The sequence below is a fragment of the Aminipila sp. genome (assembly GCF_032051575.1).
Lineage (GTDB): Bacteria > Bacillota > Clostridia > Peptostreptococcales > Anaerovoracaceae > Aminipila.
In genome coordinates this window covers 101,900-116,650 of the sequence record NZ_DAMBYD010000009.1, presented here as the reverse complement: position 1 = coordinate 116,650, position 14,751 = coordinate 101,900, and the positions used below count along the sequence as shown (strand labels likewise).

At 36.8% G+C, this 14,751-nt stretch carries 13 protein-coding genes; 3 read left to right on the top strand and 10 right to left on the bottom strand.

The window, feature by feature from the left end; all coding sequences use genetic code 11:
* Nucleotides 1–12 precede the first annotated feature (12 nt).
* Complete coding sequence (locus tag RTW14_RS13310; protein WP_331654455.1) at nt 13–930, top strand: hypothetical protein; 918 nt, start codon at nt 13–15, stop codon at nt 928–930.
* Between the two features lie 128 nt (nt 931–1,058).
* Entirely contained in the window at nt 1,059–1,583 is a 525-nt protein-coding gene (locus RTW14_RS13305) for a DUF4489 domain-containing protein (protein ID WP_312652190.1), read from the top strand.
* 113 nt (nt 1,584–1,696) lie between these two features.
* Here the strand turns inward: RTW14_RS13305 and moaC are convergent, their stop codons facing one another.
* From moaC to RTW14_RS13285, 4 genes are all read right to left on the bottom strand, one after another.
* Nucleotides 1,697–2,191, bottom strand: coding sequence for a cyclic pyranopterin monophosphate synthase MoaC (gene moaC, locus RTW14_RS13300; protein ID WP_312652188.1), 495 nt, complete (start codon nt 2,189–2,191; stop codon nt 1,697–1,699).
* 109 nt (nt 2,192–2,300) lie between these two features.
* On the bottom strand, nt 2,301–3,230 hold the full coding sequence (locus tag RTW14_RS13295; protein WP_312652186.1) for a chemotaxis protein: 930 nt from the start codon (nt 3,228–3,230) through the stop codon (nt 2,301–2,303).
* 77 nt (nt 3,231–3,307) lie between these two features.
* Nucleotides 3,308–4,963 (bottom strand): acetolactate synthase large subunit, encoded by a 1,656-nt coding sequence (locus RTW14_RS13290; RefSeq protein ID WP_312652182.1) that lies wholly within the window; start codon nt 4,961–4,963, stop codon nt 3,308–3,310.
* A 163-nt stretch (nt 4,964–5,126) separates the two neighbouring features.
* Nucleotides 5,127–5,396: a GIY-YIG nuclease family protein gene (locus RTW14_RS13285; protein ID WP_312652180.1), complete on the bottom strand. Its 270-nt coding sequence runs from the start codon at nt 5,394–5,396 to the stop codon at nt 5,127–5,129.
* Between the two features lie 340 nt (nt 5,397–5,736).
* On the opposite strand from RTW14_RS13285, the gene RTW14_RS13280 reads away from it, so the two are divergent.
* Nucleotides 5,737–7,353 carry a methyl-accepting chemotaxis protein gene (locus RTW14_RS13280; protein ID WP_312652178.1) on the top strand — a complete coding sequence of 539 codons (1,617 nt, stop codon included), beginning with the start codon at nt 5,737–5,739 and terminating at the stop codon, nt 7,351–7,353.
* A gap of 46 nt (nt 7,354–7,399) precedes the next feature.
* Here the strand turns inward: RTW14_RS13280 and orr are convergent, their stop codons facing one another.
* From orr to ortA, 6 genes are all read right to left on the bottom strand, one after another.
* On the bottom strand, nt 7,400–8,485 hold the full coding sequence (gene orr, locus RTW14_RS13275) for an ornithine racemase Orr (RefSeq protein ID WP_312652176.1): 1,086 nt from the start codon (nt 8,483–8,485) through the stop codon (nt 7,400–7,402).
* A gap of 61 nt (nt 8,486–8,546) precedes the next feature.
* Complete coding sequence (locus tag RTW14_RS13270; RefSeq protein WP_331654454.1) at nt 8,547–10,259, bottom strand: GlmL-related ornithine degradation protein; 1,713 nt, start codon at nt 10,257–10,259, stop codon at nt 8,547–8,549.
* Nucleotides 10,260–10,369: 110 nt separating this feature from the next.
* Nucleotides 10,370–12,580, bottom strand: a complete 2,211-nt coding sequence (gene oraE / locus RTW14_RS13265; RefSeq protein ID WP_312652172.1) for a D-ornithine 4,5-aminomutase subunit OraE — start codon at nt 12,578–12,580, stop codon at nt 10,370–10,372.
* Nucleotides 12,581–12,582: 2 nt separating this feature from the next.
* Nucleotides 12,583–12,957, bottom strand: a complete 375-nt coding sequence (locus RTW14_RS13260) for an ornithine aminomutase subunit alpha (RefSeq protein WP_331654453.1) — start codon at nt 12,955–12,957, stop codon at nt 12,583–12,585.
* A gap of 44 nt (nt 12,958–13,001) precedes the next feature.
* Nucleotides 13,002–14,408 carry a 2-amino-4-oxopentanoate thiolase subunit OrtB gene (gene ortB, locus RTW14_RS13255; protein WP_312652170.1) on the bottom strand — a complete coding sequence of 469 codons (1,407 nt, stop codon included), beginning with the start codon at nt 14,406–14,408 and terminating at the stop codon, nt 13,002–13,004.
* The gene (gene ortA, locus RTW14_RS13250; protein WP_312652168.1) at nt 14,408–14,707 is read right to left on the bottom strand and encodes a 2-amino-4-oxopentanoate thiolase subunit OrtA; all 300 of its coding nucleotides are present in this window, start codon (nt 14,705–14,707) and stop codon (nt 14,408–14,410) included. Before ortA ends, ortB begins: the two co-directional genes overlap by 1 nt.
* Nucleotides 14,708–14,751 lie beyond the last annotated feature (44 nt).

Genomic DNA, 14,751 nt, shown 5'->3' with positions numbered 1-14,751 from the left:
GGAGGAAAACTTATGTCTATTAACTTTAAAAAATTTGTACCACGTCCCGGTCTTGTTAATAAACAGGGGCTTTTACCAGACCCTTCAGAATTGGTTTGCATAGAAGTTCCTAAGATTTTTGATCAATGTTTAATTAAAAGATGTCTAGTTTATGGCAAAGGGCTTGATACAGATACAACAGATTGCGAATTGAGAAGCGATCCACTTGATAATCCAAAGAGATACATTCGTAGTAGAGACTTTAATGTAACACTTATTTCAGTGGACAAAATTCCACTTAGGAAAAAAGCTAACTTCAAAAAAATAATACTTCATTACATGATATCTTTTTATGCCGACTATATTGACTGCGATGGCGTAAACAGAAGCGAATTCTATGAAATCAATAGAACTGATGTAATTGGTAAATTCTATTGTCCTGATTCTATAGCTCAAATCTCAGCTAATTATGTACCAGATAAACACTCAAAAGATGTAGATGGAAATATTATAAAAATTGAAATGGTAGCTGAAGCACTAGATGGCAAATTGTCACAAGATAAAGAAGAGAACTGTTACCTAGATATTACTTTAGGGTATTTCATTATTGTAAAATGTGAGCTTATTGTTCAGCTCCTTGTCCCAGCTTATGGCTACTGTCCAGTTCCAGAAAAACCATGTGAAGAAGAACCTGAAGAAAATCCATGCAGCAGATTTAACAACGCGCCAATTCCAAAATTCTATCCAGATCAGAACTTAAGACCATTATTCCCTGACTATTGTGAAAATGATCGATACAATGATGAGAGATACAATGATGAAGAATACGACGAAGAACCTGATGATGAGGACTTTGAATGTAGGGGATTTGAATGTAAGGAATTTGGCTGTAACCAATGTAATGATAATGAACTTGATGATAGATACGTGAATGATGAAGATGATAGGTAGAATATAACCATCCTCTATCTTCACTAATACTATGATTATTCTTAAGTTATAGTAAATACACTTAAAATGCCAATACTTAGATTATCTTTTAGATAATTTAAAATTTAGAAAATATGGAGGTTTTCACTATGAATTCTAATTCAAGATATAATGACGATTGCGATGCTTGTGCAAAAGATCGAAAAGATTATTACCGCCCTAGAAAAGAAGCATGCCCAACTATTATTAAATGCAGCTGCCCTGGTGCAGTTACAATTCCTGCTGCGACTGTTGTAAACACTACTTTCACACCGGCTTCTTTAACGATTAATACTTCTAAGTTAGAGAGTCCATGTGCTAAAATTGAATTTACAAGTAACGTTGTTGGTACACTTTTTTCTGGTACTTTAAGCTTCCAATTGTTCAAACAATGCTCAAATCAATTGGCACCAGTCCCTGTAGGCCCTGCATTCAGTTATACAAGAGCTGTCGCAATTACTACTTCAGATACATTCACATTCTTTGTCTGTGATTGTGACTCTTGCTTCAATGACTGCTGCACTTATACAGTAGTTATAACTGTAAATGCTGTTACAGCTGGCGTTTTGTCTATCAGCAATGCAACTATTGGAGCAATTGCTACTTGCAGCTCATGTAATAGTGGATGTTGCTAAGATAAAAAGTGTTAAATAATTATTGACACTTCTTTTAGATTGTTAATTTGGAAAAAGCTCTATCAGCTCTGCTCATATCGAGCAGGGCTCAATTTTTATCTGCCGCGTTATCACTAATCGTTACCACACCAGCTGTATAACCCACTTTTTCCACCTTTTTTTGTTACTAAATGAATATTTTCAATACAAATATCCTTCTGTACTGCCTTGCACATATCATAAATGGTAAGTGCTGCTACGGAGACTGCCGTCAGTGCCTCCATTTCAACACCTGTTTTTCCATTGCAGCTTACTTTACTTGTGATTTTAATTTTTCCGTGACTATTGCCAACTTCTATCAGTTCAAAGTCCATATCTGCGCCTGTTATGAATAACGGATGGCACATAGGTATGATATCTGATGTCTTCTTTGCACCCATTATTCCTGCGATTTGTGCTGTACCAAGTACTTCACCCTTCTTATTCTTGCCATTTTTTATTATCTCAAGGGTTTCTTTATTTACTAAAACGTAACCAACTGCCTCAGCGATTCTCTCGGTGATGTCCTTTTGTCCTACATCCACCATTTTTGACCGTCCCCTCTTATTTATATGTGTAATTTCTCCCATCTTCACTTACACTCCTTCTATATTCATCATTCTTTACGGCCAAACTTAAATTCCTAGAAATCAAAAAAGCAGACATAATAAACGTTATCATGTCTACTTTCATTTTAAATTAATGATTTTCGGTTAGCTGGTCAATTAGAGATACTAATTTGCCAATCTCTGGCTTACTAATCTGTTCGTCAGCGCCCAGCTGCTTTCCTTTGATACGCATTTCCTCACTTATTAATGATGAGAATAGAATTAAAGGAATCTTTTTAAGCACTAAATCATCCTTAACAAGCTTTGTTAATCGGTGTCCATCCATCAAAGGCATTTCGATATCTGATACGATACAAGCCACATGATCTTTTATCGGATCTCCAGATTCTTTTGCTTCCAGTAGATAATCCCATGCTTCCTGTCCGTTATCTGTTTTAATTGTATTTTTATAGCCAGCCTTATGTAAACACTCAATAATTAGTTTTGAAAGCAGCATAGAGTCTTCCGCTACCAAAATAGTTTTTTCCATAGTATGGCGTTCTCCCATTTTCTCAATGCTTTCAACCTGTATACTGGACTCAGGACTAATTTCTGCAATAATTTTTTCAAAATCTAGTATTGTTATAAGACGTCCCTGAAATTCTGCGATTCCTGTTGCTGCTCCATCCTGTCCACCATAAACTGCTTTATCCGGTTTTTTAATTGCAGTCCAAGATATTCTATCAATACCTACAACTGTATGTACGTGAAAAGCAAAGCTTAAATTATTAAAATGTGTAACAACAAAAATGTCACGGCCAGAGTTTTCACATTCAGGAAGACCTAGATATTTAGCAAGACTTATTACCGTAATAATCTCATCCCTTGGCTTAAATACCCCTTCTACTACGTGATGTGAATTAGGCATCGGTTTTACCGCTTGAGCCACCATAATCTCACGCACTTTAGCAACATTTATTCCAAAAGTTTCATCTGCAACGGTGAATTCAATAATTTCAAGTTCATTTGTCCCTGACTCTAAAAGTATACTAGTCTTATTAGCACTCTCTGGAATTGCCATATCCATTCCTCCCATACAAATTTAATTTGTAAAACTTAACATATAATATTGTTAAAATATTACTTCATTATACAACATTAAATCTCACTTGCATAGACTTCTTTTAAATGTGCCGTTAGTTTTGTGTTTTCATCATAATCAACCCTGCAATCAATAATGCAGGCAACGTCTTGCCTGAACGCTTCTTCCAGCGTAGGAATTAGGTCCTCAGCAGCTTCAATTCTATAGCCTTTAGCTCCAAAGCTTTCAGCATATTTAACAAAATCAGGATTTGTAAAATTCACATAGCAGCTTTTATTAAACTTATCCATTTGCTTCCACTTAATTAATCCGTAATTGCTATCATTAAAAATAAGTACTACAATTGGTGTCCCAATCCTTAAAGCTGTTTCTATCTCTTGTGAATTCATCATAAATCCACCGTCACCAGTTATAGCAAGAACCTTTTTATCTGGGTTAATCAGTTTAGCCGAAACTGCACCAGGTACAGCGATTCCCATAGTTGCAAATCCATTTGAAATAACACATGTATTTGGTATCCTACAATGGTAATGTCTTGCAATCCACATTTTATGTGCACCTACATCGGATATTACTATGTCATTGTCACCCATTACTTTTCTAACATCATATAAAATTTTCTGAGGTTTCATTGGAAAACTAGTATCATTTGCATAAGACTCATATTCCGCCTCCATAGCAGCTCTAACCTTTAATGCATATTCAGGCTCAGTATTTCTATGTACTCTTCTTCTGATCTGAGTAAGAGAATGGGCAATATCTCCTACTACTTCAACCTCTGGTTCATAAAATTTATTTATGTGTGTTGGCCGTGTATCTACATGAATTATTCTGCGCTGCCCCTCCTTATTCCATCTAACAGGTGCATATTCTACAATGTCATATCCAACCGCTATAACAAGGTCAGCCTGATCAAGTACTTTGTTTGCATAATCCTTCTGTGGAATACCAATTGTCCACATTGAATATTTATTGTCATAAGGGATAATGCCCTTTGCCATCATCGTATTAATTACTGGAATTTTTAAACTTTCAGCAAACATTGTCAATGCCTCACAGCACTTACCTCTTACTGCCCCGCTTCCTACTAATAAAACAGGATTTTTTGATGAAAATATTGCTCCTGCAGCATCTTCAATACTATTTATATCTGCCATTTCCTGTGGTGCCGTCCTTTTTTCAAGCGGCCTTTCATCGTCACTAACTTCCATCCCAGCTATGTTAACAGGTAAATCTATATGGCAGGCACCTGGTTTTTCATTTTCAGCATATTTAAAGGCTATTCGAACAATTTCGCTAACTGTATCAGGTCGTACAATTTGCTTACTTCTTTTGGTAATAGGTTCAAACAATTTGCATAAATCTAAAGCTTGATGGGAAGTAATATGCATTCTCTCCGTTCCAACCTGACCCGTTATGGCAATTAGCGGCGCCCCATCTTCATGAGCGTCAGCCACACCCGTAACTAAGTTTGTTGCTCCAGGTCCTAAAGTTGATAAACAAACACCAGCCTTACCTGTTAATCTTCCATAAACATCGGCCATAAATGCTGCTCCCTGTTCATGTCTTGTTGTAATAAATCGGATTGGTGAATCATACAATGCATTCATTACTTCAAGGTTTTCCTCTCCAGGAATACCAAATATGTACTCTACATCTTCTTGCTCCAAGCATTTTACTAACATCTGCGCTGTGTTTAACTTCTTACTCATTTTAAATAATCCTCACTATTTTTTTGGTTAAATAATATTTTCCTTGGAAAGTGTTTTTTTCTTGGAAATCGTATACATTTTTAAGTTATTTTTATTCTAGCACAGCTATTTTTTAATTCAATGACTTTTTGGCATTGTACAATTTAAATACAATTACTTAATTTTATAAAACTATCTTGCTGTCAATTAAGTCTTTTTTCCCAGCTTTAGTTAATTTTTTAATTGAACATTCTCTTTTTAGTGCTTCTGATTTATTTTCATATTCTTCAAAATATACTAATTTTACTGGTCTCCTGCCCCTTGTGTATTTTGCTGCTTTAGGTCCAGTCCCTTCATTATGGATCCTAACTCTTTCCTCAAGGTTTATAGTCCACCCAGTATAATAGGTCCCATCACTACACTCTAATATATATACAAAATTTTTCTTTTCCATAAATACCTTCTTGCTATTTTTAATTTTTCATTTACTAATAGGTTTTTACCGTATAATACCATATAATTGTTCATTTAGATAATAAAAAACAATTAAAGCAACTTTTCAGTTGTATCAGAAGATTCAAATTCAGATTTTAGTGATAAGTAATTAGTCTCATATAGTCCTATAATTTGCAAAAAGATGCCAATTTACGGCATCTTTTTTGATGTTTACATAGACACTTATCATTTAATGTACTATACTGTAATTAAGATGTATTTTTTGTCCGAATTTGTTTTAAAAATGCATTTAGATTATTATATTTAGCAATTACATAGACATTGTGAGGTGTATCATTATGGCAAAAAATAAAAGTTTATCTACAAGAATAGCTACAATTTCCGCTATTGCTTTAGGTGTTGTTTTTATTCTACTTATTTTAATTACAACCTATCTTAAGGCAACAGCCTTGACAAATTCTATTGGTTTTCTCATAGGATTTTATCTGGTTGCTCTTGTGATCTTAGTTCTAATTATTTTTAATGTAACAAAACAAACCTTGAAACCATTTAACGATATAGTTTGTGCCGCAGAAAATCTTACAAAGGGTATTCTTGACGTAAATTTAGATACCAACAGAAGTGACGAAATAGGACAAGTATCTATAGCTTTAAATACCTTTGCAATAGCTTTGAAGAATTTTATTTTAGATTTAAATTCCTTGTTATGTGAGATGGCAAATTATAATTTTGATATAAAAAGTAAAGACACAAATATTTATGTAGGTGATATTAAAAGTACTCTAGGTTATCTCACAAACATAAAAGCTAATATGTATGATATGATTTCTCAAATACAGAAATCTTCATCTCAGGTCAATCTTGGTGCAGAACAAGTGTCCTCAGCATCTCAGTCTCTATCACAAGGTGCTGTACAGCAGGCAAGTAGTATAGAAGAACTATCTGCTACAATTTCTGAAATTGCAGAGCATGTTAAGCGCAATGCTAAGAATGCACAAGATGCTAGTTCTCAATCAAACGAAACAGGTGCTGGTGTTATGGAAAGTAATGCACAAATGGCAGAAATGATTTCCGCTATGAATGACATCACTGATAAATCCAATGAAATTGGTAAAATTATTAAAACAATTGAAGATATCGCTTTCCAAACAAATATCCTTGCCCTTAATGCTGCTGTTGAAGCCGCTCGGGCAGGCACTGCCGGAAAAGGGTTTGCCGTTGTTGCGGATGAAGTTCGTAACTTGGCAACAAAATCTGCTGAAGCAGCTAAGAATACTACAGACCTTATAGAACAGACCGTTTCTGCTGTTGCCCATGGTTCAAAAATTGCAGATGAAACAGCAACATCTTTACTTACAGTAGTTGATAAAGCTAGTAAAATAACTGATTTAATTGGTGAAATCGCTAAGGCTTCTGAAGAACAATCAAATTCTATTGCCCAAGTAAGTGCTGGCATAGATCAGATTTCAGGTGTTGTTCAGAATAACTCAGCTACAGCAGAAGAAAGTGCCGCTGCCAGTCAGGAACTAAATGCTCAGGCTGATTTATTAAAAAACTTAGTTGATAAGTTTACAATTGATAACAATTCTAATACACATATTTCGGCAACAGTGGGTGGATCTAAGGATTCTGTAAAACCAAAAGCGGTTACAGTTACTCCAGTCTCACCTTTGAAAGATGTTAAAACAGATTCACTTGTTAAAACACAAAAGAATCCAGAAAAAATAAAAGTTAAAGAAAAAGTTAAACAACCGGAAATCAAAGTTAAAAAAGATTCCGAAACACTAAGTGATATACAATCTGAAAAATCATCAGAAAGTTTAGTTATAAAAAAAGAAACCTTTAAACCAATAGTAGAAAGTCCAGTATTTGAATCAAAAAAAGAACCTACTACAGTTCCGAAAGCAGTTACTCCAGCAGGTACTGCCATTAACGACTTTAGTGATAAATATTAAACAAAAAAGTAAAGGGGAGATTCCATTGTGGAATCTCCCCTTTACTTTATTTATACCCCTTCTCAACATATGGGCTTGTAGAAGTCTTTAGCATACCGCCGTAACCCAGTTCAAAGGTCACAATATCGCCTACCTTATAAACTATACCTGACTTTGTTACATCAAGTATCGTATGGTCTGAACTTCCCCCTAGAATTTCAATTTTTTTATCCAGCGGTATCATACTATCCAAGTCAGTATCTTGTTTGCCGATACCAATAATCGCACGCTTTATAATGCCCCTATCCTCATAATAAGGTATCTGTCCAAAAGCATCAACACCAACTTCACCAATCGGTAAAGAAGGTTTTTCCTGAAGTTCTATAATCTGTGCTTCCAATAATAAAGCATCCCCTGTAGTCCCATCCAATTTGTCACCATACGCAGTATCATTACCAAGAAGGAAAGCCTCTCCTAATCTTAAATTGTTTATGCCTTCTGGCAATTCCCCCTTACCAACTAAGTAAATTGAACTGGAATTACCACCTGATACCATACTTAGTTTAATATCAAATTTCTTTTCTATCTTTTCAGCTAAACCAGTTAATACCGATAAATTATCATTCTTAGGAATAATAGCTCCATAGCAAGTCAGGTTTACACCTATTCCGTATAATTCTATATTGGACATAGCTAAAATTTCCTTAATCGTACTGAAAATTTTATCTTCTTCCTTAAAGAAAATGCCCTCTCTTAAATCACCAAGGTCAATCATTAATAATACTTTATGTTTTTTCTGCTGCTTTATAGACTCTTCATTTAGCAGGCTTATTGTAGATATTTCAGAATTAAAACTTAAATCTACATACTTTATAACCTCCTCAATTTCACTATGCATTGGAAGTCTTAAAAGTACAGTCAGTTTACCATTTGCTCTTGCCATATCTGCATAGGTAGCAATATTCTTTACTCTGGAATCTGCCATAAAATCTACCGCCTTATGTTCTGCAACCAGCTTAACCATCTGTGCATCTGCACAAAGACCTTTTGTAACAATCATTAGGGAACACTTTCCCTGTTCTTTGGTTATTTTAGCTACAGCATCAAGATTGCTACTTAGCTTCTTTAAATCAATTATTAATCTAGGATACATTATTTTTACTCCTTTTTATTATATAAAAAAATATCTTTTAGAAACTGATTCTTTATCGTTCTTAACAATTCTTACGATTTGGACAGTGAGGTCTTGTACAGTGTCTGCAATCATGATTGCAGTCTCCCATGTTTTGTTGTCCTGCCCATTTGCCCTGCACACCTTCTCCGCTTCTTATGCCTGTTTTTTCATCGTCTATGGCTGCTTCCACGGCATTTATCATCTTCTTGTTTGCTCCTCCTATTTGCTCTTCCTCTTTATACGCACTCATATCGTAACCAAGAGCTTCGCATTCTTCAATATGTTTCTTATATTCTTCTTCTTTCTTTTTAGCTTCTTCACTTGTTCTATTGATTTCATCAATATACATTGCTTGATAAGAGGTTTCCTTTTTTTCAGGGAATTGATAATTCAAGCTTTTTTCCAGCAGCCGGATAGCCGCTTCTTTGTACCGCTTTGATAAAACACCAAGTGATGCCATGATATAATCATTATCTACCAATATCTCCGCATGCTCTCCAGGAAACAACATCATTCCGGTTTCGTTATGTTTAGCAATTTCCTGCATGATTTCCACCCTATGAGGCAGTCTTGTAAGTGCCCCGCCTGTGCCTACAATATATTTTACTTGTGTCAAGTCCTTTCCTTCAGCAACAGAGCTTCTTCCAGTCGGACCATAAATATACCTTATCTTTCCTGCATGTCGTTCCACCGCTTTCAAAACAGCTTCCTTTGTAAGCCTTTCCACTAGTTTAAATTCATCGTCATTCTTGGGAATGGCTACATAAGACTCCAGAGTTTTGTCAAAGTCAATTCCCATTTTTTCACATTCTTCTCGGAGTTTTTCTTCGCCAATGGACTCTATTACCTTCATTCGGTTTACATAAACACCAAGGTCTCCTTCTACCGTCCTCTTTGCCTTAGGCTCAGGTGAAATCATAATTCTTGCAATCTGATCAGATTCCGTTGCTACGGAATGGAGATCCGTAGTAGCGCCTCCTACATCAAGGACAATTAAATCACCAATACATTCATATAGAAGCTTTGTGCACTCCATTACTGCCCCTGGAGTAGGTATAATAGGGCCGCTTACCATATCTCTTACATGTTCCATCCCTGGTGCGTTAGTAATGTGTTCTTCAAAAGCATTCTGTATAACCTTTCTGCAAGGTTCTACATTTAGGTCATCTATCTTAGGGTATACATTTTCTACATTATATAATTTCATCCCGCTTTCATCATCGAAAATCAGCTTCATTTCATCTTGGTTTTCGCAATTTCCAGCATATATAATCGGGGTTTTTAGCCCCATTGAACGAATCATTTCTGCATTGTCAATGGCAGTATCCCGTTCACCATAATCAACACCACCTGCTATAAGTATTAAATTGGGGTTTATTTCTTTTATCTTTGCAAGGTCAGTTCTACGAAGTTTTCCTGCAGTAACATAATGAATAATACCGCCAGCTCCCAAAGCTGCTTCCTTAGCTGCTTTTGCTGTCATATCGTATACTAACCCATGTACTGTCATTTTTAATCCGCCTGCTGCTGATGATGTTGCCAGCATTTCATCATATTCAAGCTTTTCTATATTTGTTTTCTTACATAAGTCGTCAATTGCACCTTGAAGTCCAATTCTTACATCTCCATCAAGCACAGATGTTGGTGCCTGGCCTTGTGCCCAAAATACAGGATTGTCTGTATTTATATCAGTAAACGCATTTACTACTGTTGTGGTTGAGCCTATTTCAGCTACTAAAATATCAACTTTCATCTTTGCTCTCCCTCTCTAACACTAAAAAATAAGGGCGGGCATGATGCCCGCCCTTATTCATACATATTTTAAAATCAGCTTTTTATTAAATTGGCAAGTGTTTATTTAAACTATTTTCTACGTCTCATTGCCTCTTCTGCTAAGAATGTAGCAACGTCAATTCCGTGAGAATCTCTTCCAAAACCTTCATCAATGCCTGTCTTACGTGCTTCTTCAGGAATAACCTGTGTACCACCTGCAGCAATGATAACCTTATCACGGATGCCTTTTTCAATAGCTAGCTCGTTGATTCTCTTCATGTTCTTATAGTGAACATTATCATGTGAAATGATTGTAGAAGCAAGGATTGCATCTGCATTCAATTCTACTGCTGCATCAACTAGCTTTTCTACTGGAACGGAAGTCCCAAGATATTCAACCTGAATACCCCACTTTTCAATACCCCCGTGCTTAATGTTGATGATTTCACGAAGTCCTACAGAGTGTTCGTCTTCTCCAACCGTACCGCAAACAACCTTTAGCGGATGATCGTTAAATTCTTTGTAAAGAACTTCATCACTTAGATAGTGTGGTTCCGGTGGAATAACAAGAGTGGCAGGATCAATATCAAAGGCAACTTTACCCTTCATTTCGATTCTTGTACCTTCTGCTTCCTGAAGAACTTCTTTACTGATTACTTCAGGGTTTTCAAGTCCAAGCTTTGCACCAATCTGAAGTGCCGTTGCTTCTGCAACTCTCTTATTTGCAGGAATGCACATAGTAAGAAGGATTGTTCCATCTCCACACCATTCTACTTCTGGCTTGATTGCTTCGCCATCTAAATACTTTTTAACATTTTCAAGTCTTACGTTAACGCTATCTGTTTCATCTAACTCATCGATGAATACGATCTTGCTTCTGTCTTCAAATGTACAACCACCGATTAAAGCTGCTGGATTCTTAGGATCTCCGCCATACTGTTCCACGTTATTGTATCCATAATGAGCAGTTACAGGAGCCATATAGTCTTCTTCTCTTTCGAAAATGTAACCATATCCTACGCCGCCTTCGATTTTTCTTGCGATACCGTCACCATTTCTTTCAGGATATCTTGCTGAGTCAACAAAGAATCCTTCCTGTACGGCCTGGAAGTAACCACCAACTTCAATGATTTCTTCCATGAACAGACAAGCTCTTTCCTTAAGTTCTCTAGCCATATCTCTTAATGGACCGTCTTTCTTTAATTCAACCATGTCCATTAAACCATCAAGACCTACTAAAGTCTGTTTCGCATTGTCACAAGCTTCTATGTTATAGATATGCCAAGGAACATTTCTTCCTTCGTCCGGTGTAATAGTGGACTGAATATCTGCACTTGTAAGCTTTGAAATCAGCATATTTAAAACATGAGTTACTGTTGCTTCTCTTGCAGAAGAACAAATATACTTAGTGTTTTGCTGTGCTCTCATCTTATATCTACCACAAATGTCTCTAAGTGCAACCGCATATGGTAAATCCATGTATACACAAGGAGCAGGAGTTGCAGTAGGCGGTACTGTTGACAAACTGATTAAATCAGGGCTAATACCAACCTTTTCTGAGAACAGGGAGTTGATTGAATGCTGCACTATAAGCTCAGGCATGATTTTCCAAGCTTCTCTTGCTGTTGCATTGGCATTGTGAGCTCCATCAATCTGTAGCATTCCTGCCCAAGCCATAATTTTTTTGGATTCGCAAGCATCTACAAATGATCTTACACAGTTAATGTCTCTGTAAAGTACGTTGTACTGAGGATCCTGATGGGCACCATTGATACCTTCTTCTGCAAACATTACAGCTACGTCTGGACCCGCAACGCCAGACACATAAGAATGGTAATTAATTGGACGTCCAACTTCATCTTCTATAATGTCAAGAGCCTTTCTCTGTGCTCTAACCTGTTTTCTTGTAATAGGAACACCACCAATACCCTGTGGAGTACCTTCCATTAGTCCATCAATATGTGATTGGCCCATGTGTCTGATAACCATGATATGGTCAGCGCCATGCCAAGCGGCCATTCTCATTCTTCTTACATCATCTTCAAATCTTCCAGAAGCAATTTCTGTTGTAATAACAGGAAGTGGCTGTGGATCGATGTCTCCAAAAAATTTAGCAGGAGGAAGTCCTACACTGTTCTTTAGAGGTTCTGAGCAGTCTTTATATTCAAAAGGTCCCATTTTGATTCCAGGAGCAGGTTTTCTCCAGGTCCAGCCTCTTCTTCTTGGAGCATATTGATCAAGGTCTTTCAAGATGTTTCTTACATCCAATTTTTCGTTTGTTTTTAATTCCATGTCTGCCATCTCTATTTACCTCCTTTAAATAATGCTACTGCTTCATCCCAGCCTTCACCTTTGGATAACATTTCTCCTGTTTCTCGAATGGAAATGCCTTTTTCCTTTGATAACTTATATACAACATGCCCTGTTCCGTGTCCCATAAGACCTCTATCCATACACCCTTCTACAATCTTCTGTGTGTCAAGTGATGAAATGCCCATTCTTAATAGCACGGCTCTCTCAACAGAAGGTGTTGTATTTTTTCTACCAAGTTCAAGTAGAGGAGTTACAACCTGCTCTGTTAAATTCCAAAATTTAGCATAAAGTTCTTCGTCAGTTAGACCAGCAATATGCTTACGTCTTTCCTGAAAATCATCGTCTCTTCTCATTCCTGATTTCATTCTTGAATCTCCTTTTTATCCTTATTATAAAAGTCTACTCGGTTTTATAAACTCTTAATAACTTCCTTAACAAAGTCTACATCTGTCTTTGTTTCTACTGCAAGGAACTCCATGTCAGCTTCTGAAGGATTTGTCACATTATGTACTTTACAAGCTTTCTTAATTAAAGAAGCTCTGAAGTGGTTAATGTCAGCATCTACACACTTAAAGAAGCTTGGATCCTGTGGAAGTATAACATTCACTCCTGGTTTTTCATCTTTTGGATTTCCGAAAAGTACTTCTACTCCGTTATCTTTTGCAAATGAAAGCTGAGGCTGAACATGCTTTCCAGCTCCTGTGTATTCTGTTTCACTTACAACTAGGATTTCATCTTCAGGAAGTTCCTGAGCAAGTGAGAAAGCTGCTGCCAATGAAGTGTTTCCTGCAGGACCTCTTTCAATACCTTCTAAGTTTGCAAGAGCTTCTGTCATATACATAACTTCGCCCTGTGATACTGTTACATAACGATCCATGTAACGGAGTGGTCTTGCCGCACTTCTAGGTACATCTGAGTGGTCGGGATCTGTAGCATAAGGAACACCAAATCCAGTATGGCCAGTTGTACATGACTTTAAGTTGAACTGTTTGTCTGAAGCCATATGTAATCCTGTAAGGTCTATGGAAGCTGCTACCACTTTTGTATCCTTAGCACCAGCCTTAATCAAACCACGTGCAGTACCAGTAACCATTCCGCCGCCAGCATTTGTACAAACTACCATAGCAGGATCTTTACCTAACTTTTCACGGCACTGAAGCGCAATTTCATATCCTAATGTTTCTACACCTGCAATACCAAATGGTGAATATAGTGATGCATTAAAGTATCCTCTGTCTTCTAGTATGGATAAGAATGTATAGAACAGTTCAGGTCCAACTGTAAGCTGAACAACTTCTGCGCCTAAAGCTTCGCACTTTCTTGCTTTTTCTATAATTTCAGGCTGTCCAACACCATGTGAATCAAAGCATTCCTGACAGATAACACATTCAAGTCCCTGCATCGCTGCCTGTGATGCAACTGCCGCACCATAATTTCCTGAAGTTGCTGCAATAACGCCCTTATATCCTAACTTCTTAGCGTGTGCAACAGCACAAGCTGCTCTTCTGTCTTTAAAGCTTCCGGATGCATTTGCTGCTTCATCTTTAGCAAAAATTCTTGCACCATATCCTGGCTTTGCATACTTTCTTGCAAGTTCTGTTAAATTTCTTAGTTCAAGTAATGGAGTGTTACCTACTCCAGTTCTGCTCTGGATTCTATTGATTTCATCCAGTGTATACTCTGTTGATTTCATCAGAGCTTCATAATCAAATGCGATTGAACCGGATTCAAATTCCTCATAGTCCAAACCAAGTGCTTTTTTCATTATATCGTTAGATCTTCCCATAACGGAATCATAATCTTTTGCTAATGCCATTATTTGTCACCTCCGAACATGATATCTCTTAACTGCTTATCAATCTGAACCAATTCAGGGATAAACTTGCCATAGCTATGTTTCCAATATGGGTTAACCTCAATAAGAGTACCCTTTTCCAAACGGTTAGCAGCAGTTTTTACTGTAACTACATCACCAATTTCTGCATCTTCCTGTAAAAATCCTTTTGTCCACATTTCAAGTGGGCATGCCTGTGTGTCCGATGGAAGCTTTGCAGTTCTTGCAGATGCTTCAAGAACAATTGAGTGAATTCTGACCCATTCTCCTTTTTTAACCATTTTAATTCTCCTTTTTATATTGTATAGGACACTCCTGCCGATCC